This is a genomic window from Longimicrobium sp. (genome assembly GCF_048594345.1).
GTDB lineage: Bacteria > Gemmatimonadota > Gemmatimonadetes > Longimicrobiales > Longimicrobiaceae > Longimicrobium.
The window spans coordinates 1-24,424 of the sequence record NZ_JBMDXM010000006.1 but is presented as its reverse complement, the minus strand read 5'-3'; the positions used below and the strand labels follow the sequence as shown (position 1 = coordinate 24,424).

The window sequence follows — 24,424 nt, the reverse complement described above, 5'->3', positions numbered from 1 at the left end:
GCTTGTGCTCGCCGCCCACGCCGTTCACTCATCAGAGGAACGACGACGGAAAAGCATCACGCGGAGGCGCGGAGGAACTGATGAGGCGCGGAGGCGTTTTGGGCGTTCCCTCCGCGCCTCTTCCGTTTTCTCCGCGCCTCCGCGTGAAAATCGTTCCCCTCTCTGCACATCGAAATCCGGGAGATGGTATGACATCCTCATCCCCAGGATTTCACCTGCATGCCAGGTCTCCTCATGCTTCCTCGTGCGTGGGCGGAGCTGCAAACACTTGTTGCCGGACGCGAGGGTGGGGGATAAGATTCAGCGCCCGCGGAACCTGTTGTTTCCGGCGCGCTCGACACCCTCGCGACCATGCAGGTTGGTATGTCCGGCCAGATCAACCAGGAACTGCAGAACAGCAAGCCCGTGGCTTCCATCGAGGTTGAGGCGGCGCTGAACATCCAGCGCACGGGGCACTTTCTGGAGCAGTGGACGGACACGGTGCTGGAGCCGGTGGGGCTGCGGGGGGACACGTTCAACATCCTGCGCATTCTGCGCGGCGCGGGGCCGGAGGGGCACCCCAGCAGCGAGGTGCGCAAGCGGATGATCCACGACACCGAGCGCTTTCCCGCGCTGATCCATGCCCTCCGCTCGCGCAACCTGGTCACCGGCACCCTGCGCCTTACCATCACCGACGCCGGCCGCGAATTGCTGGCCTCTACCGACGGGCTGCTGGAGGGCGCCATCCGCGAACGATTCGGCCGCATCGAGCCCGCCAAGCTCCGCACGCTCATCGAAGCGCTGGAGCGGCTGCGCGCGGACGGCTGAACCGTTGCGCGTGGCGAATGACGAAGGGCCGGCATCGTGGAGGATGCCGGCCCTTCGTCCTGTCACCCGCGGGGCGTCAGATCTCGCGGCAGGTGGTCCGGGTGGACGGCGGCGGGCAGAACCGCGCCACGTACGATGCGCCGGTGGTGCAGCCGCAGGTGGCGTACGGCGGGGTGGGCGCCTCGTAGGCTTCCACCGTGCCGGCGTCATAGCTTTCGCCGGCCATGCGGAACGATTCCACGGCCAGCGTGTCGAGATCGAGCTTCATCTTCTGCATCGTTGTCTCCTGGTAACGTGGTCGATGGTTTCCGGGGTGGCGCATTCGTCGCCCCTGGAGAATGGCTTCGCGGCGGAAAAGCCGCCCCTGTGCCGTCCTGCGAAGATGGTTGAGTGCAGATTGTGGCGCAAGCTGCAACTAGGTCCACTTCGATCGTGGGTCCGTGCGATCCGCTCCGGCCCACGTGCATTCCACGCTGAATCAGCGGCCCCGCGGCCATTCAAGCTGCGGGGCCGCTGTGCTGGCATCCGGATCCAGGACGGTTCTCCAGATCGCGCATCAGGTGGTGCGATCGACGGTTGCCGGTGCACTCCGTAGATCATCCGCCGATCCGCACGCCGATCCAAAACGCGGATGGCTCCCCGCCGGATTCTGTCCCTCTCCCGTTTCCGGCATCCCGCGCCCCCGCCGATCCCGCACGATGCAGACGAAACGGCACGAGAAAACTCCGTTGACCCCGTTAACTCCCTGTGAGGCCCGTTCTTTTGCGGATCCAGGACCAACATCCGTTCTCTAAAAAACGCGGATGGCTCCCTGCCGCATTCGTTCCTTCTCCCGTTTCCGACATCCCCCATCTCGTGTCTGGTCGACCGCCAGCGCGATGCCCAGGAACGGCACGAGAAAACTCTGAGTCCGGTCTAAGAAGTCACGAATGCCGTTCTCCACGTCAACGTGGAGAAAAATGGGTCTCAAGGATGCTCTCAGACGGCCGATCGTGACTTCAGGATAGTGCGCATGACCCTGAAATCTGGGGTGTCGACCGCCAATGCGGACTGTTAGACCGGACTCAACTCTGTTGACTCTGCTGACTCTGTGTGAGCCCAGGTCGTTTGTGGACTCGGAACGAGGCAAGTGGCTGCGTCTTGGTCCGGTCATCCGCCAGGCGAACCTGATGTCCAAACTATGCCCAATCATGGCGCAGGGATTGCCGAGAGATCCGCTCCCGGATTCGGCCCCGTATCCGGAGTACCGGCACGTGCCCCGGGTCGTGCACGCCGGTTCGCCATTCACCTGATTTTCGTAGAGGGCGCATGAACAAGAGCAGGCGTGGGACCATCTGGACGGCGCTGGTTGCGTCGGCCGTACTGCTGTCGGCGTGCGAGGGCTCCACCGGGCCCACGGGGCCGCAGGGACCCGCCGGCCCCCAGGGCCCCGCCGGACCGGGCGGCACCCCGGGCACTCCGGGCACCCCCGGTACGCCGGGAACTCCGGGAGCGCCAGGAGCCCCGGGCGCGCCGGGATCGCCGGGCACCAGCTTTTCGGGACGCACCATCTACGCGATCGACAACAACAACACGCTCATCACCTTTGGCGCGCTTACGCCGGGCACCCGCGTGGGGTTCATCGGCATCAACGGCCTGGCCGCCGGCGAAACCATCGTGGGCATCGACTTCCGCCCCCTGGACGACCAGCTGTACGCCGTGAGCAGCACCAGCCGCCTGTACACCATCAACATGTCCACCGGGCTGGCCACGGCCGTGGGCGGCGGCGTCATCACCCCGCCGCTCAGCGGCACGGCCTTTGGCGTGGGCTTCAACCCCGCGGTGGACCGGCTTCGCATCCACACCAGCGACGAGCAGAACCTTCGCGTCAACCAGACGGCCAATCCGCTGGTCACCCTGGTCGACGTGCCGCTGGCGTACGCCGCGGGTGACGTGAACGCCGGGCAGAATCCGCTGATCGCCGGCACCGCGTACACGCTGAGCGTGCGGCCGGCGCCCACGTCGACGGAGCTGTTCGCCATCGACGCCGGGCTGGACGTGCTTACGCGCCTCAACTCGCCCAACGACGGCCAGCTTACCACCGTGGGCAGCCTGGGCTTCGACACCACCGAGGACGTGGGCTTCGACATCGCCGGTGACACCGACGTGGGTTACGTGACGCTCACCCCCGCGGGCACGGCGGGCGGGCCGTCGCGGCTGTACACGGTGAACCTGCGCAGCGGGCAGGTGACGGTGGTGGGGCAGGTAGCCCATCCCGCGCCCATCCGCAGCATCGCCGTGGCGCCGGGCGCGCCGCCGGCCCCCAACCGCTATCGCCCGTAATCAGCGGAGCGGGGGAGTAACACGAATCGGCTGCCCGGCACGTCGCCGGGCGGCCGATCTTCGTCATCCGCGCGAGATCAGGGAAGGGTGACGGTGATCTCGATGCGGCGGTTTTGCGCGCGGTTGCGGTCGCTGGTGTTGGGCACCTTGGGCTGCGTTTCGCCGTGCCCGGTGGCCTGCATCCGCGCCGCGGGCACGCCCTGCGCCGTGAGCCAGGCCACGACGGACTGCGCGCGGCGCTCCGAGAGCGTCTGGTTGGCGGCATCCGCCCCCACGTCGTCGGTGTGGCCGTCGATGGTGATGCGGCCGTTGGGGTGCGGGTCGATCATCGTCCGCTTGATCTCCCCCAGCAGCGTTACCGCGGCCGGCGTAAGCTGCGCGCTGTTGGTGGCGAACAGCACGCCGCCGCTCATCTCCGCGCGCAGCCGGTTCCCCTCGCGGCGAAACTGCGCCGGGGCCAGTGCCGCGAAGTCCAGCGGCCGCAGGTTGTCCGAGTCCGGCCCCCACTCCAGGATCAGCGCCACCTCTTCGCGCGGACCCTGAAAGTACTGCACCCGCACGTCGTGCAGTCCCGCCGCCAGCTCCGCCTCGCCGTCGATCGCGCCCGGGCCGTGGATGCCGTCGTTGTCGATCACCAGCTCGCCGTCGATGAACAGCTTTGCCCCATCGTCCGACGTCAGCCGAAAGGCGTAGGTGCCCGCCTGGGGGAGCATGATGCGGCCCTGGTAGTCGATGGCGAACCACTCAAAGCGGTTCGTCACGCCGGGAAAGCCCACCGTAAAGCTCTGCGGCTGGATGTTGAGCACCGTGGTAGAGATGGTGCCCTGCGGCCGCAGCCGCGAAAAGTCCGGCAGCGTCTCGCTGTTCTCGGGGATGAAGTACACGCGCCCCTGCAGGGCGAACGGCACCGTCCCCGCGGTTCCAAACCCGCCGCCCTGGGCGGCGATGGGGTGCGCGGCGGCTAGCGAGAGCGTGACGGCGGCAACGGCCAGGTGTCTGTGCATTCAGCGGTTTCCGGTCTAAAGGTGAGACGAAACTGCAGAACGGGCGGGATATACGAGGTGCGCGGAAAAATGATTCACGGCATGTTCGTCGACAAGCTTTTTGTTTACGGAAGGGTGCGGATGGGGAGTAGGGAGGAACGTACGGGGCGGGTGAGGAGGCGGCGAGATCAGCAGGCGGCGTTGAGCGTACTCCCTCGATCCGACCCACCTGGTCGCGTGCCGTCCGCCTGCAGGAGCGAATGAATTCGCCGCTACAACAGCACAAAGTCCACCTTCGTGGACTCGGCGGCCCTGCCGTGTGCGGCGTCCCACGCACCTGCGCGTCCGCAACGGTCGACGCCGACGTCGTCGTGCGCGATGGCCGGGCGACGGAGTGCGGACCTTCCCACACGAGCAGGTGAAGCCCCGCCTGGCGAGCTCCGCGAGCCTTGGGCGGGGCTTGTGGCCGTCCTAGCCGCAGGCTTTAGCCTGCCCGTAATGTTGGCGGCGCGGACCGTTGTGCCCGTGTGAAACGCACCGCGGGCATTCGGACGCGTATACCCTCTCCCGCGTGCGGGAGAGGGTGCGAGCCTACGCGAGCGGGTGAGGGTCCCCCACGGCGCGACGGTAGCTTTCCAGGCTCACGCGTGCGCCGGCGGAAAGGAACTGGCGCACCGCGTCGATCATCTCCTCCACCTCGTGGGGGCGCTCGCGGCGCACGTGGCGGCGGATGGCGGCCGCCAGCTCCTCGGCCAGGATCTCGTGCTCGCGCACCACCTCCGATTCGGCCCACCCCAGCCGGGCGCGCTGCTCGCCGTGCCGCTCGCTGATGCGGCGCTGGATGTCGCTGCCGTCGCGCATCAGATCCGCGTCGGAGCCGGCCGCCAGGTCCATCGCGCCAAACGTCTGCGCGATGTCGGAAAGAAAGCTGGCCAGGTGGTCCTCCAGCTCGGCCTCGCTGCGGGCGTGCGCGTTGGGCGTGGCGGGATCGCTGCGCAGGCGCGCCACGAACGCGTACAGCAGCCGCTCCATCTCGGCAAAGATGGCGTCGCGCACCTCGCGCAGCACGGCAGTGCTTCCCGGATCCGCGACCGCCTGGTCGCCCATCCCCGCGCGCACCATCTCCGCGGGCGCGGCGGCCAGCCAGAGAAAGAAGGACGAGCCTGTCCCCTCGGTGCTGCGCACGGTCAGGTCGCCGCCCATCAGCCGCGCCAGCTGCCGGCTGATCGCCAGCCCCAGCCCGCTGCCGCCGTGCTGCCGCGTGAGCGACATGTCGGCCTGCACGAAGGGCTCGAAGATGGCGTCCAGCCGCTCGGCCGCGATCCCCTTGCCGGTATCCTCCACCCGCAGGTACACCCACGGACCCTCGCCCTCCAGCCGCGCCTCGGCCGGGGGCTGCAGCGCCGCCCCCGCGCTTACGGTAATGCGCCCGCCGGCGGGGGTGAACTTTACGGCGTTGGTGAGCAGGTTGAGCAGGATCTGCCGCGCCCGCTCCGCGTCGCCCCAGGCCGTAAGGCTCGACGCCAGCCCCGAAACCAGGCTGGCAAGCTCCACCCCCCGCTCAGCGGCCGGCTGCTCCACCAGGCTGAGCGCCTCGGCCAGCACCACGTCCACCTCCAGCACCGCGCGCCCCACCACCATGCGGCCGGCTTCCACGCGCGACAGGTCCAGCACGTCGTCGATGATCCCCAGCAGGTGCTGGCTGCTGGTGCGGATCTTGGAAAGCTGCCCGCGCTGCCCGGGGGTGAGCGGGCCGGCCATCTCCATCCCCAGGATCTCCGTGTACGCCATGATGGCGTTGAGCGGCGTGCGGATCTCGTGGCTCATGGTGGCCAGGAACAGGCTCTTCATCTGGCTGGCCTCTTCGGCGTGCCGCCGCGCCTGCTCCGCCGCCTCGTGCGCCGCCACCAGCGCGGCGTCGGCGGCGCGGCGGGCGGTAAGGTCGCGGGTCACCTTGCCGAACCCGATGAGCGTTCCCCCGGGATCGCGCATCGCGGTGAGCGTGACGCCGGCCCAGAAGGTGGAGCCGTCGTTGCGGACGCGGTGCCCTTCGCCCGTGTACTCGCCGTCGCGCGCCGCCTGCAGCAGGTGCTCTTCGGCGGTGCCGTCCTCGGAGCCGCCGTCAGGGTACAGCAGGCGAAGGTGCCCGCCTTCGGTCTCTTCGCGGCTCCACCACTTCATCAGCCGCGCGCCTTCGCCCCAGAAGATGATGATCCCGTCCGGATCCATCAGGAACACGGCGTAGTCGCGCACGTTCTCGGAAAGCGCGGCAAACGCCTGGCGGGCAAGATCCGGGTGCGCCAGGCCACTGTGCGGGTCGCGCGGCGGCTCCTCCCCGCTGGCCCTGCGCGCGGCCAGGGCTTCGGCGCGGCGCCAGGCTTCCTCGCGCTCCAGCGTCTCGCGGCCGGGCTCGCCCAGCGGCGGGGCGGCGGGGCTTTCGGCGGTCCCCGCATCCAGGTTCGGAACGCGGCTGGATGGGTCAGGCGCGGCGTGCGGGCCGCTGGACGGCTGATCGGGTTGGGCAGTACGCATGACGGCCCCGTTTTGCAGAACCCAGACCATCGTGGCGGCGAATCCGGTGCGGCGGCCGCCCCGCGGCCCCACCCCGATCCGACCCTTCGCTTCCGGTCCCGGCGGTGAAACGCTAGATTTCTGGATTCCGGTTTACGCTCCGTCCGCTGCCCGCGTCCCGGTGCCCGCCCGCGCGAGCCCCGGAATCCGTTCACGTCGCATCATCCCATGTCCCGCATGTTCCGCGGCCTGCCCGCGCTTTTTGCCCTGTCCCTGCTCGCCTGCGAGTCCACGCCGTCAATCCCGCCGGAGCCCGTGCCGGCACTCCTGGAGCCGCGGGGCGGCGGCGGCCAGACCGCGCTGGTGGGCGCCCCGCTCCCCGAGCCGCTGCGCGTGGCCGTCACCAGCTCGCGGCAGACGCCGATGGCGGGGGTGTGGGTGCGGTGGCAGGTGCCGCAGGGGGGCGGGCGGCTCTCCGTGGATTCGTCGCGCACCGACGCGGCCGGCGTGGCGCGGGCGGAGCTGACGCTGGGGACGCAGCCGGGGCCCTGGCGCGTCACGGCCGGCGTGGCGGGGCTCGCCCCCGTGGAGTTCACCGGCACGGCGCAGAGCCACTGCCAGGCGAGGATCGTGCGCTCCCTGCGCATCGCCGGCGGCGACGGCCAGTCGGCGCTGACGCACGACTCGCTGGCGGCGCCGCTGCAGGTGCAGGCGTTGTGCGACGACGCCACGCCGCTGGCGGGGGTGACCGTGCAGTGGAGCGTGCCCGGGGGCAACGCGACGGCGGGGGCGCCCGCCTCGGTCACGGACGCGAACGGAATGGCGGCCACCTCGCTGCGGCTGGGTGCGGCGCCGGGTCCCGTGGCGCTGTACGCCGGCGTGGGCGCGCAGTCGCTGGAGTTCCGGGCCACGGCGCTGGACCGCTGCGCCCCGCGGGCCACGCTCTCCGCGGGCGAGGTGGCCGGCCGTATCCTGTCGGTGGACTGCGACCAGGACCCGGGGCTGTTCGGCCGCTCACGCTTTGCCGTCTACACGCTGCGGATGGAGCACAGGCAGCTGGTGCGGCTGGAGCTGGACGTGACCGCCGGCGGGTACCGCAACGAGCTCAAGCTGTGGGACGCGGAGGGGACGCGGCAGCTGGCGGCGGCGGAGGGGTGGATGAACGTGCTGCTGGAGCCGGGGACGTACCGCCTGTGGGTGGCGGTCACGGACCCGGCGGCCACGGGCGCCACCTACCGCCTGGTGCGGCGGGACCTGGACGCGCCGCCGTGCACCGTCAACGCCGGACAGGGGCCGCCGGTGTGGCTGGTGCGGCCCACCGTGTCGGAGGGCGCCCTGTCGCCGGACAACTGCGGCCACTTCTTCGGCGCGCCCGGCCGCTACGACCACTACGTCGTGCGGCTGCGCGCGGGCGAGGGGGTGGACGTGAGCCTGCGCCCGCAGGAGGGGCTGAACGCGGCGCTGGCCTTCGGGGTGTCGACCGAGGGTGGCTTCGCCCTGCAGCGGTACAGCTATCCCGCCGGCGGAGAGGCCGCCGACAGGCTGGTCGCGCCCGCGGACGGCAACTACGCGATCGTGGTGATCACCAGCGACGCCACCACGGGAAAGTACGTGCTGCAGCTGTACTAGCGGCAAGCGCCGGGATCCGCCGCGGCGCGGACTCGATCGGATAAAAAGGAAACCGGCACCGCGGCACGTCCCGCGGTGCCGGTTCCTGCTTCGGCGGCACCTTCAGATCGGGCATCCGCACGTGCGGTAACACGTGCCGGGACATGTGTTACCGCACGACATTTGGCATGAGATGGGACACGTTGTTCCGCACGTGGGGAAGCATGTGCCATTTAGCGACGCGTGACCATGGACGGTGCCGCTGTCATCCATGCTGGTGGATGCTGGATGGAATGACTCCACCCGCAGGCCTTCCATCTCCAGCCTGAGCTTCTTCATGACGCGCCTCCTGGAGGAGCAGGGTCAAAGATGTAGCGACCTCTGGGTGTCGCCCTGGATCAGCCATACGTTACGTACGTTCGAACATGCTCACAAGGAAGAGTGTGGCAGGCCGTCCTCCTTGCGACGGAAGGACGGCGGCTCGCTTCCTGGTGAAGCGAACTACGAAACCACCTCGGTAGATCGAGCGGGTGCGCCCAACTACGTGCGGGTAGCGTCCCTCAATCCTCCGAGCGGCGAATCGGAACGGCCTCGAGTAGCGTTGCCGGGGCCGCGTGGCAGCCCCGTCTCGGAAGCGGGCGGCAAGGCACTCCCCGTCCTTGCCGGGCCGGTGGCGGACGGCTAGCCTGCTGCATCCGCGTCTCCCATCCACCACGACCCGAATCTACCGATGAGCCATCCCATCACCCGCCGCGACTTCGTACGCACCGGCGCCGCAGCGGGCGTGGCGGCCGCGCTCCCCGGGCCGATGGCCGGCGCGCCGGCCGCCATCGTGCGCGGCGACGCGCGGCCGGTGGTCATCGCGTCGGGGAACGGCAACGAGTACCGCAACGGCGGGCCCATGGCGGCGGTGGAAACGGCGTTTACGCGGATGACGGCGGGCGCCGACGTGCTGGACGCCATCATCGCCGGCATCAACCTGAACGAGCTGGATCCCGCGGACACCAGCGTGGGCTTTGGCGGGCTGCCCAACGCGGAGGGCGTGGTTTCGCTCGACGCGTCGGTGATGCACGGGCCCCGCAAGCGCGCCGGCGCCGTCGCGGCGCTGGAGGGGGTTCGCACGCCCTCGCTGGTGGCCAAGGCGGTGATGGATCACACCGACCATCATTTGCTGGTGGGTGAGAACGCGCAGCGTTTCGCGCGGCAGATGGGCTTTGCCATCGAGGACGACCTGAACACGCCCGAGTCGCGGCGGCTGTGGCTGGAGTGGAAGCGCCGCACGGACCCCGCCCGCTTCCTGGACCCCGAGCGCCGCGCGCAGGCCGGTCACGAGGCGGGGCTGCAGATGGTGGCGGAGGGGCTGATCCATCCGCACCACTACTACGGCACCATCAACTGCAACGCCATCAACGCCCGCGGCGACATCTGCGGCGCCACCACGACGAGTGGCCTGGCGTGGAAGATCCCCGGCCGCGTGGGCGACTCGCCGATCCTGGGGGCGGGGCTATACGTGGACAACGGCGTGGGCGCCGCGGGATCGACGGGGCGCGGCGAGGCCAACCTGTACAACCTGACCTCGTACCTGATCGTCGAAAACCTGCGGCGCGGAATGTCGCCCAGGGACGCGGGGATGGAAGGGCTGAAGCGCATCGTGCAGAATACGGTGGAGCGCCGGCTGCTCAACAGCCGCGGCACGCCCAACTTCGGCATCCAGTTCTACGTGCTGAACGCCCGCGGCGAGCATGCCGGCGTCACCCTGTACCCCGGCGGCACCTATGCCGTGTGCGACGAACGGGGGCCGCGGGGGGTTGAGATGGAGCCGCTGCTGCAGGGCGGCGCGCAGGATTGACGGGAGCGGGGCCAGCGGTCCGCGCCGGTGGAAGGCGGAAGGATGAAGCAGAGTCGCACAGGAGGCCGCAATGGACTGGAGAGTCGATTTCGGGCAGACGGAGAAGTACGTGGTGGTCACTACCCGCGGCGTGTTTTCGTCGGACGGCCACCGGCGAATGACGGAAGACATCGTCTCGCGGCCGGAGTGGCACGCCGACGCGGCGGTGCTCTTTGACCACCGCCAGCTGGACTTTGGCGACAGCGGGCTGGAAGTCATGCAGCAGGCGGGCGAAACCCACCGCGAGCATGACAGCCGCATCGGAAGCGGCAAGGCCGCCGTCCTGGTGAACACGCCCGTCAACTTCGTCCGCACCCGCCAGTTTCAGCTGCTCACCGAGGGACGCGTGGGCGCCCGGATGCAGATCTTTCTGAACGAGGCAGAGGCCATTCGCTGGCTGCTGGAAGACTGATTCGGAAACCGAAACGAGTACCGCCCGTCCGGCGGATCGGTGTCATCCCGAGAGGGCATCGAGAAACCCGGTTCTTCGTACGGCAGCGCGCAGTCATCCTGAGGGAGCGCCACGCGGAACCTTCAGGACCACAAGAGCTTGCGCGCGACCGAAGGACCTTCTCTCCGCCACCGTGGCGCCTGATGCGGGGCATGAAGCCAGCCTCACGCTTCTGCCGGCAAGGTCCGTCGGCGCCAGGGTAGTGTGGATGAGCCGGTTATGAAGGTGCGCTCCCTCGGAGTGTGCTCAAGAATCTATCAGGAGCTTGATTTCCAGAGGGAGGCGCCGGTCCATAACCTGCTGCCACAAAGACACCTGGCGCCGACCGAAGGATCTCGCTGGCAGCACCCGAGGGCTGAATCTGTGCCGCCAAGCCAGCCCCGCGCTCGCCGAGACGAGATCCTTCGGTCGCGCGTAAGCGGTTTAGTGAATACAAGTTGAGGAGACGCGCACCCTCAGGAAAACAATCTTCGGGCTATCTGAAAGATCAGATTCTTAAACACAGTCTCATACCGTTTCTCGCAGTTCGTTGTGCAATCAGAGGAACGACGGACAAGCATCACGCGGAGGCGCGGAGGAACTGATGAGGCGCGGAGGCGTTTGGGCGTTCCCTCCGCGCCTCTTCTGTTTTCTCCGCGCCTCCGCGTGAAAATCGTTCCCCTCACCGCACATCAAAATCCGGGAGATGGTATCAGATGGCTGGCACGCTCCGCGGCTTCTCAACACCCTCGGAGTGAGGCGCACTCCCGGTTCTGTCCAGGACGATGTCGGGATCGATGAAACGGCCGCGCGCGGGGCTCTCCCGTGCGCGGCCGTCTTCATCCACCGTCTTCCGATCCCGCCGTCAGCGCGCGTCGCGGTTCTCCGCGCGCGATGCCGCACCCCGCATCCGCGCCTGGCGGTGGATCACTTCCTTGAACTCGTAGACGATCACCCCGTCCTCCGTCACGCTGGACGCCACGCGCACCCCGTCGTCCATGGACGTCAGCACGCGCTCCGCGTCGGCCAGCGGGATGTCCAGGTCGGTGGCCACGTCGGTCACCGTGAGCACGCCGTCGTGCTCCATCGCCAGCATGAGCGTGTCGTGCTTCACGCTCTCGAGCCATTCCTGCTCGTCCAGCTGCGCCCCTTCCTCCACTTCGTCGCGGTCCAGCGAGCGGTACGTCCAGTACGCCGCGCCCGCGGACACCAGCATCAGAAACACCACCGCGCCCGGGTACGGCGTTCCCTTTCTGAGCGTCAGGATGTACAGGCATGCCAGGAAGGTAAAGAACAGGTACCCGGCCCACTTGAGTGTTTTCTTGATGCGCCTGGATAGCATTGATCCGTGATGCGTGGGGGGAGGATGGAATGTGGAGGGTGGTGCGCGGAGCCCCGAATCTGCGGCTGCAGCCGAAAACGTGCAAGCCGATCAGGGAGACGTGCCCGGGTTCAGGGCCAGAGCAGGGAAGCCGACAGCGGGAGCCCGTTGCGAACGAATGCCGCCCTGTACTCGTCCAGAACAAGGGGTGGACGAGACAGTCCCCGCCGATGCTCTTCCAGTGCAGCACGGGCGGTTTCCGGGTCCATCGTCACCAGCATGTGGATGAACTCGTCGGCGCTGCGTGCGACCAGTCCATGCGGCGAAAGGGCGGACGGAGGAAAGTCTCGCAGGTTCTGCGTACGTCGCGCAGAAATACGAATAAAGGACACTGGTGTCCAGTACCGCCCGAACCGTCTCGCCGCCGCGCGACATCCGCTATCGTACGAACTCCGTGGACGGCTCGTCGTACAGACCTGCCTCCTGGGCCTCTCCAGCGATTTCATCCAGAAAGGCGCGACGGCGATCTACGATGTTTCGCTTGTACGCGGCGAGGTCCGCGAGCCGAACGCGGCGGTGCGAGCCGGCCATTCGCCGCGGTAGCAGACCGGTTTCGATCAGCTTTACCACGTGTGGACGCGAGACGCCCAGGAAGGCGGCCGCGACGGAGGTGCTGACCTCTTCCGCCTCGCTCACCAGCGCCACCGTGTGCCCCTCCGCCATCTCCTCGAGCATGGAAGCCATCAAACGCGCGACGCCGTGCGGAAGGTGCTCCATCTCGCCCGATCGGCTGCGCACCATCAGCCCGGCGCCGTCCGCAGCCGGCTCGCGACACGGCGCGCCGCGTCACGATCCAGTTCCGCGTCGTCGGGATCAAGTGCATCCACGAGCGTTCCGGGACTGGATGGCTGGTTGATCATGCTGTATTTGCTCCAGTTGAGATCCGTCGGAATCTACAACCACTTGACGCTATACGCAACAAACGAAACGAGCTGATGCCAGGATCGGTGTCTGTAGCCGATCTGGCGCGAGGTGCCGCGGATGCTCTTTCGTGGACCTGGCTTTCCCGGCGAGCACGCCTCCGTTTCCCGCCGCCCGTGGGTCCAGACGTGCCAAGGAATCGAATCCTCCCGCTGATCGCGCTCCTCTCGCTCGCTGCGTTCCCCCTGCGTGCGCAGACGCCGCTCGCGGCGCGGATGCAGGCGTTTCTGCGCGAGATCGGCGACGAGCCCAACACGGAGCTTGCGGTGTTCTTTCCACGACGCGGCGACTGGACGTGGGTGCAGACCGCACGGGACGACAATCGTGGCGGCGTCGTAAAGCGCATCGGCGTCTGGCGATTTTCCGGCGCGGAGACGCCGCGGGTGATCGGTGAGGACGGGCCCGCGTGCAGTTCGTTCGACGTACTACGAGGTGGGCTGGGCCCGTTCGAGGGGCGGTTCGGGATGCAGGCGCGGATGAACCGGGGACCCTGGCGGCGCGTGCGGGGCACCCGCTTTGTCCCGGCCGGCACATCCGACGACTCGCCCGTGATCGTGGAGTGGCGGCGCGAGGACGGGGTGTGGGTGGTATCCGCGTTCGGAGACCTGGACGCCTACCAGCCCCGGGTGCTCGGACGGCCGCGCGGCCCGTTCGCCCGCGATACGGTGGGCGTGCCGGAAGACGCGGCGTTTGCCGCCGCGGACTGGCACGTGATCACCCTGAACGGGCTGCGCTACACAAGGTACGGCAGCCCGCGCCCGCTGAACGAGGCGGACCGGGCGCGCCTGGCGCGCATCGGCGTGTACCAGCGGGTGAGCGTTTTCGCTCCGCGGGAGGAAGCGGATTGGCCAGGCCACGTATACCTGCTCACGGCGCCCGGGCAGTTTCAGCCCTACGAATCACCACACGGCGGCCGCTACGTCTGCCGGTAGCTCCCCAGAGGAAATCCGAAGATTCTTGTCCCGCCGGGGTGGGCAGAGCATCTTGGCATACCCGATCGCCACGGCACGCGCCGCGCCCGATCCCCGCCCGGCGCGATTCTACGCCGTGACACCTCTCGCCCGCCCCTGAAAGGGAGCGTGGGATTTGATGAGGACTCTGCCCGTTCTGTCGCCGCCACGGCACCGCCGCCCTGACGGCCGCGCTATGTACAACCGCTGGTTCAACTGCGTCCAGAACCACACGGTCCTCCGCTACGTCCGCGGCTGGGACCGCGTGGACCGCAACGAGTGAAGGGGCGTTTCTCACGTATCGTGCTGGACCATCAAGCCAGGATCGTTCGGATTCGCAGTGCGAGTTCAGGGACGCTTGAGACGGCTAGCGGTTTTTCTGCAATGTCGATGATCATGCTGAATTCCATGGAGAGTCGCAGATGTTGGAACTCGTGATCGGGGCTGTTGGAATCTTCGTTGGTCTGGGCGTCGGGCTCTGGCAATCCCACCATGCACGCCAGGCAGCCAACGAGCAGATTACTCACGCGAAGGAGCAGATTCGAATTGCGGAGGCGCAACTTCGCCTGGCGGAACTTGAGCATGTGCGGCTGGAGCCGGGTGGAACCGATTTGATGCTGAACGGGGTGGAACTGAATCACGATCAGAACGTGATCGGGATGTACGAAGGTCATTCATGGGATAACAAGATGACGAAGTCAGGGTGCATCCCGGTCGATACCGCGAAGCACCTCGACCAGTTCACGATCAGCGGCCAGGGCGGAAAACTAACGATCGTCGGCACATCCTTCGACCTGGCAACCGGCGCACAGGCGTCAGTCTGGAGCGGTGCTGTTTGGCATCGAGACCATGACGGAACCCTGGTTTTCGGCCTGCGAGTGACATACCGGGGGAGGCCCGAGTTGGGGAATTTGAGCCTGAACTTTCGGGGAGACATCGCAGAAGGGTTCTACTATTCCGGCGATCCGGGAAACAAGTTCATCAACAGCGTCAAGGCGCAGAAGGTGGACCGATTTTCCGGGATTGGGGGTGGATTGTCTCTCTCGCCTGAAGCCACGCACGTACCCAGGTAGCGCACCTTTTCAGGATTGACCACGAATCCATCGCCCTCCACCACAAGCCGTTCTACCATGAACGTACTTGTCTTCGGCGCCACGGGGGCGGCCGGGGGCTCGGTGCTGCGCGCGTGCCTGGACTCGCCGCAGGTGGATGAGGTGCGCGCGATCGTGCGGCGGCCGCTGGCGGTCACGCACGAAGAGCTGCGCGTCTTCATCCACCGCGACTTTCTGGATTACGAGGCGGTCGCGGACGCGTTCGACGGGATCGACGCGTGCCTGTTCTGCCTGGGGATCTCGGTGCGGCAGACGTCGGGCGAGGCGGAGTATCGCACGATCACGCACGATTACGCGCTGGCGGCCGCGCGGATGCTGCGGCGGCACAGCCCTGACGCGGTGTTCCACTTCATCAGCGGGCAGGGGACGGCGCTGGACAGCCGCATGATGTGGGCGCGCGTGAAAGCAGAGACGGAGCGCGACCTGATCCACGAGTTCGGCGCGGTGTGCTGGCGGCCGGCGTTCATCGACGGCGCCAACTCGGACAACGCACCGCGGCTGTACCAGGCCATGCGCCCCGCGTTCCGGCTGCTGCGCGGGTTGCGTGGGATGTACGTGGCGGGCGAGGACATTGGCCTGGCGATGATCCAGTCCACGCGCGATGCCGAGCGCGGCCGCATCACCGGCAACCGTGAGATCCGCGCGATCGCGGACCGCGCGCGGGGTAGGGGATCGGCACGGCAGCAAACGGGGGGCTGAGGCGTTTCATCTCCAACCCGTTCAACCGTCGCATCCTCCCGGAGACTCCGATGCGAATGCCGCCCCCGATCCGTCTCGCAGCCGGCCTGCTACTCGTTTACCCGGCGCTGATCCTGGTCGTGAACGTTCGGGCCGCGGTGCTCGGCCGTACGCCGCATTACCTGCTCGAGGGGCTGCTTCTGGCGCTGTTTCTGATCGCCGTCGGCGTGTACCTGTGGCGCGGCCGGCGGTGGGCGTACGCCGCCGCGCTGGTCTGCAGTGCTGCCCTGGCGGCGATCCTGGTGCTGTACGAAGCAGTGGTCTGGCGACTAGCCGGCGATGAGATGTGGGAGGGGTGGACCCGCGCCGAACAGGTGCTCCATTTTGTACCCGTTGCTGCGCTGCTCGCCGCGTTCGCGCTGCTGGTGCGCGAGCCGGACTTTGGCGCGGCGCGCAGGCGGACGCTCGGGGTGTGGGCTGCGGCCTTTGCGGTGGAACTGGTGCTGATGGCGCTGATCGCCCGCTTTGGCGTCGGAAGTCCCTTCGGCGGGAACCCCTGGTTCCAGGACGTGCTGAGCTTTTCACAGGTTCCGGGCGAGATGATCCTGACCCAGATGGGGATGTGCTGCGGGTACGCGAACCACACGATCATCTCTGACTGGTTCACTCCGCACTGGGGCGGGATTACGCGGGATGGCATTCCCGTCCTGGTCACCGCGAACGCGCTCGGGCTGGTGCCGCTCTTCTCCCTCATCCGCGCCGCGCTGGCTCGCCGTTCCCGCGCACGCGGAGCCGCCCCGGCCGTAGCCGCGTGAGCCGCCCAGGACGCGCCGTCCGCGAGTTCGCGGGCTCGCGGGCCGGGCGGCTGGCCCGCTGATGAAGCTGTTCCTGGACGAGGCGCCGGATCGCGCGACGAGCTGAACGGAGCCGGATCGCGGCGGCGTTCTCCATCAACCAGACACCTTTCTCGAAATCCGCTGATGCCCGGATCGATTACGCGTTACGTGCTGGCTTTCTCCGTGGCGAGCGCCTTCGCCGCCTCACCCGCGGCCGCGCAGGTGCTGCGCTTCGCGGAGATGGACGCGGCGTCCATCGGGCGGCTGGACCGCGCGCGGACGGTGGTCATCATCCCCGGCGGCATCCTCGAGGAGCACGGGCCGCTGCTGGCGGTGGACGCGGACGGCTTTCGCAACGAGCGCATCGCCCAGGACGTGGCCGCCGCGGTCGCCGCGCGGCCGGGGTGGACGGCGGTGATCCTGCCCACGGTGCCGATCGGATCGGGCGGTTTTGAGCGGATGGCCGGGCGGGCGGGGTTCGCGGGCTCGGTGCCGGTGCGTTCGTCCACGCTGCAGGCGGTATTCACCGACATGGCCGATGCGCTGGGGGCGCAGGGATTCCGCAACGTCTTTGTGGTGCACGGGCACGGCGACCCCAACCACAACTACGCGCTGGACCAGGCGGCGGACTACTTCAACGACACCTACGACGGGTTGATGGTGCACCTGCTGGGGCGCGTGGGGTGCCAGGCGGAGAGCGTGGGGACGCCGCCAGAGGCATTGTTCGGCGCGGCGGCCGCGGCGGCCGACGCCGGCTCGCCGCACGCGGGTGCGCTGGAGACGGCGCGGACATGGTACCTGCGTCCGGACCTGGTGGATTCCGTCGCGCTGCGCCGCGCGCCCGACGTGACCGCCGCCGGGCCGGGCGAATGGATGGCGGCGGGCCAGGCGGCGGACTGGCCGGGCTACGTGGGCGCGCCGCGCTACGCCACGCTGCAGCTGGGCCGCTGGATCTACGAGCGCGAGGCGGCCAACTGCACGCAGATGGCGCTGCGCCTGCTGGACGGCGCGGACGAATCCACCATCCCCCGCTACGCGGACGAGCTGCGCGCCATCCCGCCCGTGCGCGAGGTTCTCGATGCGCAGCTGCGCGAGGACGACGCGCAGGGCGAGCGGCAGGCCCGCTGGCGTGCGCAGGCGCCGCCGCGTCCGTAGCCGCGCGCCGTCCCCACGGTTAGAGGGGGCGGGCGAATGGCTGCGTCGGGCGTGGTCTGCTGACGGGGACACGGCGCGGGCGGCGGACCCCAGGCGGTCCGCCGCCCGTTTTCGCGCCTTCGGCAACCGCGGTGTTGCCGAATCCGGTGCATGCGTGTCATCCTGAAGCAGGCGCCGCCGGCGCGTGGCCGGGTCACGCCGCCTGATGCAGACCGCCACCACGTCGTGCGGCATCACTCACGGTTCATCTCCATCGGATCATGGCCACCATCTTTATCTCCTACAAAAACGAGGACCGCGCGCTTGCGACTCGTCTGGCTGAACTGCTCAGGGCGGCCGGCCACACCATCCGGGTGGATACGGACGCGGTGCTGGTGGGGAGCTCCTGGCGGGACGCGCTGATGAGGGCGCTGATGGAATCGGATGCCCTGGTGGTGCTTCTAACGCCCGCGGCACTGCAATCCCAGTTCGTGCTTGCCGAGGTGGGCGCCGCGCGGGCGTTCTCGCAGACGGAACGCAAGATGGGGCTGTTTCCCGTGGTTCTGGGCGACATGGAGATCCTGCCGTTCATCCAGGACCTGTTCGTATTCCGTTTGCGCGACGTTGATGAAGAGAGCCTTCGCGTCGCCGCCGCGGACCTGGATACGGCCGTCAGGGAGCACGTGCTGCAGCGAGAGGCGACCAGGGGTCCTCTGCTGTTCATCAGCCATCGGCACAAGGACGAGGCGATCGCCAGAGCACTCGTCGAAACGCTGCAGGCCGCCTTTGAGCTCGATCCGGCGGACATCCGGTGCACGTCGGTGCGTCCGTACCGGCTTCCGGTGGGAGAGCGAACCGCGGAACGGCTGCGTGCCGAGCTACGCGGGACGGGTGCGGTCCTTGGGATCATCGCGCCCGATACGCTTGAATCCAGCTACGTGTTGTTTGAGCTTGGGGCTGCCTGGTCCAACGGCATTCTGACCTGTCCGCTGCTGGTGCGCGGGGCCACGCACGTCAACATCCCCGATCCCATCCGTGACCTTAGCCCGCTTTCGCTGTCCAGCGGTGGCGATTGCCAGCAGCTTCTGGACGATCTGGAGGACGTTCTGAAGCTGAAGCCCAAAGCGGTCACCCGGGGCGCCCTGCACGACAGGATCGACGCGCTCGTACGCGCCGCGGCCGCACTGGTGGCGTAACGCTCAACCGGTCGTGGCGACGACGCAGGAGCCATACACCGGCGATCGCCGTTTCCATCTTTCACCCGAAGCGCCCGTGCCCGGTCCCGCGTACCGCATCCAGACGCCCCGCCTGGTCCTTCGCTGCTGGCGGCCGGCGGACGCGCCGCTGCTGGCGCAGGCCATCACCGCCAGCCTGGACCACCTGCGCCCGTGGATGCCGTGGGTGCACGCCGAGCCCGAGCAGCTGGAGGCCAAGGTGCAGCGCCTGCGCGGCTTTCGGGCAAAGTTCGACACGGACGCGGACTACGTCTACGCCATCTTAAGCCCCGACGAGCGCGCGGTGATCGGCGGCACGGGGCTGCACCCGCGCATTGGCGCGGGGGCGCTGGAGATCGGCTACTGGATCAGCGCCCGGCACATCGGCCTGGGATACGCGACGGAGGCGACGGCCGCGCTCACCCGCGCCGCGTTCGAGATCCATGGCGTGGAGCGGATGGAGATTCGCTGCGATCCGGCCAACGAGCGCAGCTCGTCGGTGCCGCGCAAGCTGGGCTACACGCTCGATGCCACCCTGCGCGCCAGCGTGCGCGGGGCGGACGGGGCCATGCGCGACACCCTGGTGTGGTCGTTGCTGCGCGGGGAGTATCCGACGTCCCCCTCCGCCGTGGCGCAGATGCAGGCGTTCGATGCGGCCGGCCGCGCGCTGCCGTGACCGCGCGGCAGACGCTGGCCCACGTGGCGCTGCTGGTGCGCGACTACGACGAGGCGATTGCGTTCTTTACGCAGACGCTGCGGTTCCGGCTGGTGGAGGACACGCGCATCAATGACGAGAAGCGGTGGGTGCTGGTCGCGCCGCCCGGCACCACGGAAACGGCGCTGCTGCTGGCGCGCGCGGCCACGCCCCGGCAGGCGGCGCAGATCGGCGACCAGGCCGGCGGGCGCGTCTTTCTCTTTCTGCGCACCGACGACTTTCGCCGCGACTACGACGAGATGCGGGCGCGCGGGGTGCGCTTTGTGGAAGAGCCGCGGCACGAGGCGTACGGCACGGTGGCCGTGTTCCTGGACCTGTACGGCAACCGCTGGGACCTGCTGCAGACGACATCATGACCGACGCAACCATCCGCATCGCCCGCCCCGACGAGTACCCGCGCGTTCTCGCCACGTACGAGGCGTGGGGTTACGGCGGCGGCGTTACGCCCGAAGACCGCATCTACCTGGCGGAACGCGGCGGTGAGCTGGTGGGCATCGTGCGGCGCACGCGGGAGCACGAGGTGACCATGCTGCGCGGGATGCAGGTTGCGGCGGAGTGGCGGGGCCGCGGCATCGGCGCGCAGCTGCTGCGGGCGTTCGTGGCGGAACTGGGCACCGAGGAATGCCTCTGCGTGCCCTACACGCATCTTACGGAGTTCTATGGCTCCCCCGGCTTCGTCCAGATGCCGGAGGAGGCCCTGCCCCCGTTCCTGCGCTACCGGCTGGCCGGGTACCGCACCCGCGGCCTGTCCGTGCTGGTGATGCGCCGGCCGGGCAGCGTGTCAGTGGACACCTGAGCGGGTGTGATCGCAAAATCCCTCCCAGCAACGGTCATCCTGGGACGAAGGGTGTCGCCAATCATCACCCGTTCCGTGGAGGCGTGGTGTCATCCTGGGGGAGCGCACGCCCGTAACTTTCATAACGATAAAAGCTTGCGCGCGACCGAAGGATCTTTGTCGGGTCGCGCGGAACCCAGCCGTCGGGAGCCGTTCAAGTTCCTCAGAGGGTGTTGAGAAACCTCGAATCGTGCCAGTCATCCGCAGTCATCCTGAGGGAGGCGCCGCTCCATAACCGGCTCATACACAATACCCTGGCGCCGACCGAAGGACCTTGCCGGCAGAAGCGTAAGGCTGGCTTCACGCCCCGCATCTGGCCTCACGGTGGCGGAGAGAAGGTCCTTCGGTCGCGTGTAAGCGCTTGTGTTCCTGAAGGTTCCGGGTGGCGCTCCCTCAGGATGACTGGGCGCTTCGTACAAAGAACCGCGGTTTCTCAACACCCTCTGAGGCTCAGGCTCAGCCTCAGGCGGGCAGACAAGTGATCTATGACAAGGTGGGGATGACGATGGACAGTGCCTGGAAGCAGATGCTGTGGCGCCAGTACGCCGCGGCGATCGACATGCTGGAGAACGCGATCGCCGCGTGCCCGGACGACCTGTGGGGAGATCGCGAGCGGCGGCCGGAGTTCTGGTACATCGCGTATCACACGCTTTTCTTTCTGGACCTGTACTCGTACGGCACGGTAGATGGATGGGCGCCGCCGCAGCCGTTCAACCTCGACGAGATAGATCCCGCGGGCGTGCTTCCGCCGCGTGTGTACACCCGCGACGAGCTGCTGGCGTACCTGCAGGTGGGCCGCGGCAGGGCGCGCGCGGCGGTCGAGGCGCTGACGGACCACACGGCGGGGCGGCGCTCCGGGATTCCGTGGCTGGAGCTGAGCGAGGGGGAACTGATTCTGGACAGCATGCGCCACGTGCAGCATCATACCGCGCAACTCAACCTGATCCTGCGCCAGGTGACGGACTCCGCGCCGCGCTGGGTATCCTCGTCGCGAAGGGACGGATGACCGACCCCATCGAACGCCTGCGCCGTGCGTGCCTCGCGCTCCCCGAAGCGACGGAGCAGGAGGCGTGGGGCGAGCCCACCTTCCGCGTGCGCAAGAAGATCTTCGCCATGTACGCCGCCGCAGGGAACCATCACGGCGCCGGCCACGAATCGGTGTGGTGCGCCGCGCCGCTGGGGGTGCAGGAGATCCTGGTGAACTCCGATCCGGAAAAGTTCTTCGTGCCGCCGTACGTGGGGCCCAAAGGCTGGCTGGGCGTTCGCCTGGAGGCGGTGGATGACGACGAGCTGCGGTCGCTGATCGTCCAATCCTACTGCAAGATCGCGCCAAAGAAGCTGCAGGCGCTGGTGGCCGATTAGCGCCGCGGACCGCACCCGGTCCGGCGGGGACGATCCCGACGGCGCGCCTCCGCACCACGCGCGCAACCGCGCCACCGCGGAATCAAAGCTGCGCCGCGGCGGAAAGCACTGCCCGGTCTGCCTGGCGCCGCTACGCAAGAACCTCCCTCGCACGCGGCTGGTGCGCAGCTGCGGCGAGTGCCAGGCGCACGTCTCCCGCGGGAAGCGCTGTCTGAAGTGCGGCGCCCAGTCCATCTGGGAGAACAAGGCAGGCGCGGCGTGCCAACGCTGCGGCGTTCACGGGCCCAGGCGCGACGTCGTGGCACCGGCGGATGGGCCCTGTCTCCCGCACCCGGCATCCAGCGAGTCGTGACGAGCGTCAGGAGCGCCGTACGCGTTGCTGGATCTTCATCCGTCTACCGAATCACCAGAGCCCAGCATGGCCACACCGTTCTGCACCGACTGCCAGCGCAACATGGAGGGCGGGTTCGTGCTGGATAACAACCACACCGCCCAGGAGGCGGCGTCGTGGATCGAGGGGATGCCGGAAAAAAGCTTCTGGGGCGGGTTGAAGATCAAGGGCCGCCGCAAGCTGACGATGTACGCCTGGCGCTGCCCCAGCTGCTCCGTCGTGCGCCTCTACGCGCCATGAGGGTGTCTTCCCCCTGTCCCCTCGAACCGTCATCCTGAGGGATGCGTCGCGCCCTATCTTGTTTGTACGGAGGACCTTGGCGCCGACCAATGGACCTTTTCTCCGCCGGCGAGGGGCACGTCCGGGCAGGAATCCCGCCTCACGATTCTGCCGGCAAGGTCCTTCGGCCGCGCGCAGGCGATTGTGTGCGTGCAGGTTATGGGTGGCGCTCCCTCAGGATGACCGGCGCTGGATTGCGGACGGAGACGTTGGCGACGGCATCGAAGGAATGGCGACTCTCCGATGTCCGATGCGGTGCGCGCCTGTTGCTTTCGGTGGCGGAAAACGCCTTATTACGGCGAAGCTCTCCCGGGTATCCCATCCACCCGATTCACACTCCCATGCAACAGATCAAGGGCGCGATCCTCAAGGCTCGCCTGGGCTTCGTAGAGCAGCACTGGGGCAGGGCGGGGCTGGACCAGGTGCTGGCCGCGCTGCCGGACGACGACCAGCGCGCGCTGCGCACCCTGCTGACGGTAAAGTGGTACCCGTTCGGCATCGGCGAGCGGCTGGACAAGGCGATCGTGGACGTGCTGGGCGACGGCCGCACCGAGGTGTTCGAGCGGCTGGGCGCGGCGTCGGCGGACGCCAACCTGTCCACCGTCCACAAGCAGTTCCTTACGCCGGGCCGCCCGCACGTCTTTCTGGGCAAGGCGCCGGCGATCTACGGCTTCTACTACGAAACCGGCCGCCGCACGTACGAGCAGACGGGCGAGAGCTCCGGTGTGCTGACCACGTACGAGGCGGAGACGTTCAGCGCGCCGGACTGCCTGAGCGTGATCGGCTGGTACAAGCGCGCGCTGGAGCTGTGCGGCGTGCAGAACGTCGCCATCACCGAGGACGAATGCCGCGCTCGCGGCGGCCAGGTGTGCCGCTACCAGGTGCGCTGGCAGAACGCCCCCGCGGCCTGACGGGCCCCTCACCCCCCAACCTCCTCTCCCGCAAACTGCGCGGGAGAGGGGGAGGCTACTCCTCGCGCGATTCATCGCGCTTCATCCATCTACCCACGATCATGACGACCCTTGCCCCGGCGGCCGCCGACGCGCTGCCGCAGACCATCGACCAGGTGCTGGTGCGGCTGAACGGCATTCTGGACGACGCACTGCGCGGCGGAACGCGCATCGGCTACTTTGCCGCGCTGTACGAGCGGGTGACCACCAACGTGCGGCGCGCGCTGGTGGCGGGGAACGTGTTCCAGGACAACCCGCGGATGGAGCGGCTGGACGTGGTGTTCGCCAACCGCTTTCTGGCCGCGTGGGACCAGCACGCGTCCGGCGGCACGCCGTCCGAGAGCTGGCAGGCCGCGTTCGCGCTGCTGGACGATCCGGGCCCGCTGGTCGTTCAGCACCTGCTGATCGGGATGAACGCGCACATCAACCTGGACCTGGGGATCGCGGCGGCGACCGTGGCGCCCGATCCGGCGCAGCTTGACGCGCTGTGGCCGGACTTCAAGCGCATCAACGACGTGCTGTCGCGGCTGGTGATCGTGGTTGAGGACGAGCTGGGCGAGATCTCGCCACGCCTCAAGCGCATCGAGGACTTTGCCCCGGCGCTGGAGGACAAGCTGTTCGACTTTGGCATCGACGTGGCGCGCGACGTGGCGTGGGCGCTGGCGAAGGAGCTGGCGCGCACCCCGGCCGACGGCTGGGACGCGGTGATCGCGCGGCGCGACGCCGAGGTGGCGGCGGTGGGACGGGCGCTGTATCCGCTGCACGGCATCCTTGTCGCCCCCGTGGTGAGCTGGATCCACGCCGCCGAATCCACCGACATCCGCTACAACATCCAGGTCGTGGCGGAGTAGGGGGGACGATTCTGGCCGCCGATCACGATTCATCCCGAATCCGCAAAAACTTTGGGCACGCAGAGGAAGCGGAGGAAGCAGAGAACTGCATGTAGAAACTCTGCTTCCTCTGCTCCCTCTGCGTGATACCATTTCTCGCAGTTCGTTGTGCAATCAGAGGAACGACGGAAAAGCATCACGCGGAGGCGCGGAGGAACTGATGAGGCGCGGAGGCGTTTTGGGCGTTCCCTCCGCGCCTCTTCTGTTTTCTCCGCGCCTCCGCGTGA

Annotated in this window: 25 protein-coding genes; 20 read left to right on the top strand and 5 right to left on the bottom strand. The window is 68.2% G+C overall.

The window, feature by feature from the left end; genetic code table 11:
* Positions 1–363 precede the first annotated feature (363 nt).
* Positions 364–807: a hypothetical protein gene (locus tag ACOJUJ_RS00540; RefSeq protein WP_420124887.1), complete on the top strand. Its 444-nt coding sequence runs from the start codon at positions 364–366 to the stop codon at positions 805–807.
* 76 nt (positions 808–883) lie between these two features.
* Here the strand turns inward: ACOJUJ_RS00540 and ACOJUJ_RS00535 are convergent, their stop codons facing one another.
* Positions 884–1,084, bottom strand: a complete 201-nt coding sequence (locus tag ACOJUJ_RS00535) for a hypothetical protein (RefSeq protein WP_420124886.1) — start codon at positions 1,082–1,084, stop codon at positions 884–886.
* Between the two features lie 1,031 nt (positions 1,085–2,115).
* Between ACOJUJ_RS00535 and ACOJUJ_RS00530 the strand changes: the two genes are divergently transcribed.
* Complete coding sequence (locus tag ACOJUJ_RS00530; protein ID WP_420124885.1) at positions 2,116–3,129, top strand: DUF4394 domain-containing protein; 1,014 nt, start codon at positions 2,116–2,118, stop codon at positions 3,127–3,129.
* A 77-nt stretch (positions 3,130–3,206) separates the two neighbouring features.
* On the opposite strand, the gene ACOJUJ_RS00525 is transcribed toward ACOJUJ_RS00530, so the two are convergent.
* Positions 3,207–4,133, bottom strand: a complete 927-nt coding sequence (locus tag ACOJUJ_RS00525; RefSeq protein WP_420124884.1) for an OmpA family protein — start codon at positions 4,131–4,133, stop codon at positions 3,207–3,209.
* Positions 4,134–4,703: 570 nt separating this feature from the next.
* On the bottom strand, positions 4,704–6,644 hold the full coding sequence (locus ACOJUJ_RS00520; RefSeq protein ID WP_420124883.1) for an ATP-binding protein: 1,941 nt from the start codon (positions 6,642–6,644) through the stop codon (positions 4,704–4,706).
* A 207-nt stretch (positions 6,645–6,851) separates the two neighbouring features.
* On the opposite strand from ACOJUJ_RS00520, the gene ACOJUJ_RS00515 reads away from it, so the two are divergent.
* From ACOJUJ_RS00515 to ACOJUJ_RS00505, 3 genes are all read left to right on the top strand, one after another.
* Positions 6,852–8,252 (top strand): hypothetical protein, encoded by a 1,401-nt coding sequence (locus ACOJUJ_RS00515; RefSeq protein WP_420124882.1) that lies wholly within the window; start codon positions 6,852–6,854, stop codon positions 8,250–8,252.
* A gap of 709 nt (positions 8,253–8,961) precedes the next feature.
* Positions 8,962–10,080, top strand: a complete 1,119-nt coding sequence (locus ACOJUJ_RS00510; RefSeq protein WP_420124881.1) for a N(4)-(beta-N-acetylglucosaminyl)-L-asparaginase — start codon at positions 8,962–8,964, stop codon at positions 10,078–10,080.
* 70 nt (positions 10,081–10,150) lie between these two features.
* Positions 10,151–10,531, top strand: a complete 381-nt coding sequence (locus ACOJUJ_RS00505; RefSeq protein ID WP_420124880.1) for a hypothetical protein — start codon at positions 10,151–10,153, stop codon at positions 10,529–10,531.
* A gap of 883 nt (positions 10,532–11,414) precedes the next feature.
* Here ACOJUJ_RS00505 and ACOJUJ_RS00500 read toward each other — a convergent pair.
* Complete coding sequence (locus ACOJUJ_RS00500; RefSeq protein ID WP_420124879.1) at positions 11,415–11,891, bottom strand: hypothetical protein; 477 nt, start codon at positions 11,889–11,891, stop codon at positions 11,415–11,417.
* A 417-nt stretch (positions 11,892–12,308) separates the two neighbouring features.
* Positions 12,309–12,671, bottom strand: coding sequence for a helix-turn-helix domain-containing protein (locus tag ACOJUJ_RS00495; RefSeq protein ID WP_420124878.1), 363 nt, complete (start codon positions 12,669–12,671; stop codon positions 12,309–12,311).
* 308 nt (positions 12,672–12,979) lie between these two features.
* Between ACOJUJ_RS00495 and ACOJUJ_RS00490 the strand changes: the two genes are divergently transcribed.
* The 15 genes from ACOJUJ_RS00490 (at position 12,980) to ACOJUJ_RS00420 (ending at position 24,158) form a co-directional block, all read left to right on the top strand.
* Positions 12,980–13,783, top strand: a complete 804-nt coding sequence (locus ACOJUJ_RS00490) for a hypothetical protein (protein WP_420124877.1) — start codon at positions 12,980–12,982, stop codon at positions 13,781–13,783.
* A gap of 157 nt (positions 13,784–13,940) precedes the next feature.
* Positions 13,941–14,084, top strand: coding sequence for a hypothetical protein (locus ACOJUJ_RS00485; RefSeq protein ID WP_420124876.1), 144 nt, complete (start codon positions 13,941–13,943; stop codon positions 14,082–14,084).
* Between the two features lie 139 nt (positions 14,085–14,223).
* Positions 14,224–14,874, top strand: a complete 651-nt coding sequence (locus tag ACOJUJ_RS00480) for a hypothetical protein (protein WP_420124875.1) — start codon at positions 14,224–14,226, stop codon at positions 14,872–14,874.
* A 57-nt stretch (positions 14,875–14,931) separates the two neighbouring features.
* The gene (locus ACOJUJ_RS00475) at positions 14,932–15,612 is read left to right on the top strand and encodes an NAD(P)H-binding protein (RefSeq protein ID WP_420124874.1); all 681 of its coding nucleotides are present in this window, start codon (positions 14,932–14,934) and stop codon (positions 15,610–15,612) included.
* Positions 15,613–15,668: 56 nt separating this feature from the next.
* Positions 15,669–16,406: a hypothetical protein gene (locus ACOJUJ_RS00470; RefSeq protein WP_420124873.1), complete on the top strand. Its 738-nt coding sequence runs from the start codon at positions 15,669–15,671 to the stop codon at positions 16,404–16,406.
* A 165-nt stretch (positions 16,407–16,571) separates the two neighbouring features.
* Complete coding sequence (locus tag ACOJUJ_RS00465; protein WP_420124872.1) at positions 16,572–17,582, top strand: creatininase family protein; 1,011 nt, start codon at positions 16,572–16,574, stop codon at positions 17,580–17,582.
* Between the two features lie 260 nt (positions 17,583–17,842).
* On the top strand, positions 17,843–18,757 hold the full coding sequence (locus ACOJUJ_RS00460) for a toll/interleukin-1 receptor domain-containing protein (protein WP_420124871.1): 915 nt from the start codon (positions 17,843–17,845) through the stop codon (positions 18,755–18,757).
* Between the two features lie 76 nt (positions 18,758–18,833).
* Positions 18,834–19,451, top strand: a complete 618-nt coding sequence (locus ACOJUJ_RS00455) for a GNAT family N-acetyltransferase (RefSeq protein WP_420124870.1) — start codon at positions 18,834–18,836, stop codon at positions 19,449–19,451.
* Complete coding sequence (locus tag ACOJUJ_RS00450; RefSeq protein ID WP_420124869.1) at positions 19,448–19,846, top strand: VOC family protein; 399 nt, start codon at positions 19,448–19,450, stop codon at positions 19,844–19,846. Before ACOJUJ_RS00455 ends, ACOJUJ_RS00450 begins: the two co-directional genes overlap by 4 nt.
* A complete protein-coding gene (locus tag ACOJUJ_RS00445) occupies positions 19,843–20,286 on the top strand; it encodes a GNAT family N-acetyltransferase (RefSeq protein WP_420124868.1) in 444 nt (147 codons plus the stop codon). The genes ACOJUJ_RS00450 and ACOJUJ_RS00445 overlap by 4 nt, the downstream gene beginning before the upstream one ends.
* Before the next feature lie 538 nt (positions 20,287–20,824).
* Positions 20,825–21,331, top strand: coding sequence for a DinB family protein (locus tag ACOJUJ_RS00440; protein ID WP_420124867.1), 507 nt, complete (start codon positions 20,825–20,827; stop codon positions 21,329–21,331).
* Positions 21,328–21,687, top strand: a complete 360-nt coding sequence (locus tag ACOJUJ_RS00435) for an MmcQ/YjbR family DNA-binding protein (protein WP_420124866.1) — start codon at positions 21,328–21,330, stop codon at positions 21,685–21,687. The genes ACOJUJ_RS00440 and ACOJUJ_RS00435 overlap by 4 nt, the downstream gene beginning before the upstream one ends.
* 418 nt (positions 21,688–22,105) lie before the next feature.
* Positions 22,106–22,318: a hypothetical protein gene (locus tag ACOJUJ_RS00430; protein WP_420124865.1), complete on the top strand. Its 213-nt coding sequence runs from the start codon at positions 22,106–22,108 to the stop codon at positions 22,316–22,318.
* A gap of 380 nt (positions 22,319–22,698) precedes the next feature.
* The gene (locus ACOJUJ_RS00425; RefSeq protein ID WP_420124864.1) at positions 22,699–23,268 is read left to right on the top strand and encodes a TIGR02265 family protein; all 570 of its coding nucleotides are present in this window, start codon (positions 22,699–22,701) and stop codon (positions 23,266–23,268) included.
* A 101-nt stretch (positions 23,269–23,369) separates the two neighbouring features.
* Positions 23,370–24,158, top strand: coding sequence for a DUF5995 family protein (locus ACOJUJ_RS00420; protein WP_420124863.1), 789 nt, complete (start codon positions 23,370–23,372; stop codon positions 24,156–24,158).
* The last annotated feature ends 266 nt before the right edge of the window (positions 24,159–24,424 follow it).

Excerpts from the sequence above, each read along its gene's own strand:
- ACOJUJ_RS00540 (WP_420124887.1), top strand. The coding sequence starts at position 364 with ATGTCCGGCCAGATCAACCAGGAACTGCAGAACAGCAAGCCCGTGGCT.
- ACOJUJ_RS00535 (WP_420124886.1), bottom strand. The coding sequence starts at position 1,084 with ATGCAGAAGATGAAGCTCGATCTCGACACGCTGGCCGTGGAATCGTTC.
- ACOJUJ_RS00530 (WP_420124885.1), top strand. The coding sequence starts at position 2,116 with ATGAACAAGAGCAGGCGTGGGACCATCTGGACGGCGCTGGTTGCGTCG.
- ACOJUJ_RS00525 (WP_420124884.1), bottom strand. The coding sequence starts at position 4,133 with ATGCACAGACACCTGGCCGTTGCCGCCGTCACGCTCTCGCTAGCCGCC.
- ACOJUJ_RS00520 (WP_420124883.1), bottom strand. The coding sequence starts at position 6,644 with ATGCGTACTGCCCAACCCGATCAGCCGTCCAGCGGCCCGCACGCCGCG.
- ACOJUJ_RS00515 (WP_420124882.1), top strand. The coding sequence starts at position 6,852 with ATGTCCCGCATGTTCCGCGGCCTGCCCGCGCTTTTTGCCCTGTCCCTG.
- ACOJUJ_RS00510 (WP_420124881.1), top strand. The coding sequence starts at position 8,962 with ATGAGCCATCCCATCACCCGCCGCGACTTCGTACGCACCGGCGCCGCA.
- ACOJUJ_RS00505 (WP_420124880.1), top strand. The coding sequence starts at position 10,151 with ATGGACTGGAGAGTCGATTTCGGGCAGACGGAGAAGTACGTGGTGGTC.
- ACOJUJ_RS00500 (WP_420124879.1), bottom strand. The coding sequence starts at position 11,891 with ATGCTATCCAGGCGCATCAAGAAAACACTCAAGTGGGCCGGGTACCTG.
- ACOJUJ_RS00495 (WP_420124878.1), bottom strand. The coding sequence starts at position 12,671 with ATGGTGCGCAGCCGATCGGGCGAGATGGAGCACCTTCCGCACGGCGTC.
- ACOJUJ_RS00485 (WP_420124876.1), top strand. The coding sequence starts at position 13,941 with ATGAGGACTCTGCCCGTTCTGTCGCCGCCACGGCACCGCCGCCCTGAC.
- ACOJUJ_RS00480 (WP_420124875.1), top strand. The coding sequence starts at position 14,224 with ATGTTGGAACTCGTGATCGGGGCTGTTGGAATCTTCGTTGGTCTGGGC.
- ACOJUJ_RS00475 (WP_420124874.1), top strand. The coding sequence starts at position 14,932 with ATGAACGTACTTGTCTTCGGCGCCACGGGGGCGGCCGGGGGCTCGGTG.
- ACOJUJ_RS00470 (WP_420124873.1), top strand. The coding sequence starts at position 15,669 with ATGCCGCCCCCGATCCGTCTCGCAGCCGGCCTGCTACTCGTTTACCCG.
- ACOJUJ_RS00465 (WP_420124872.1), top strand. The coding sequence starts at position 16,572 with ATGCCCGGATCGATTACGCGTTACGTGCTGGCTTTCTCCGTGGCGAGC.
- ACOJUJ_RS00460 (WP_420124871.1), top strand. The coding sequence starts at position 17,843 with ATGGCCACCATCTTTATCTCCTACAAAAACGAGGACCGCGCGCTTGCG.
- ACOJUJ_RS00445 (WP_420124868.1), top strand. The coding sequence starts at position 19,843 with ATGACCGACGCAACCATCCGCATCGCCCGCCCCGACGAGTACCCGCGC.
- ACOJUJ_RS00440 (WP_420124867.1), top strand. The coding sequence starts at position 20,825 with ATGACGATGGACAGTGCCTGGAAGCAGATGCTGTGGCGCCAGTACGCC.
- ACOJUJ_RS00435 (WP_420124866.1), top strand. The coding sequence starts at position 21,328 with ATGACCGACCCCATCGAACGCCTGCGCCGTGCGTGCCTCGCGCTCCCC.
- ACOJUJ_RS00430 (WP_420124865.1), top strand. The coding sequence starts at position 22,106 with ATGGCCACACCGTTCTGCACCGACTGCCAGCGCAACATGGAGGGCGGG.
- ACOJUJ_RS00425 (WP_420124864.1), top strand. The coding sequence starts at position 22,699 with ATGCAACAGATCAAGGGCGCGATCCTCAAGGCTCGCCTGGGCTTCGTA.
- ACOJUJ_RS00420 (WP_420124863.1), top strand. The coding sequence starts at position 23,370 with ATGACGACCCTTGCCCCGGCGGCCGCCGACGCGCTGCCGCAGACCATC.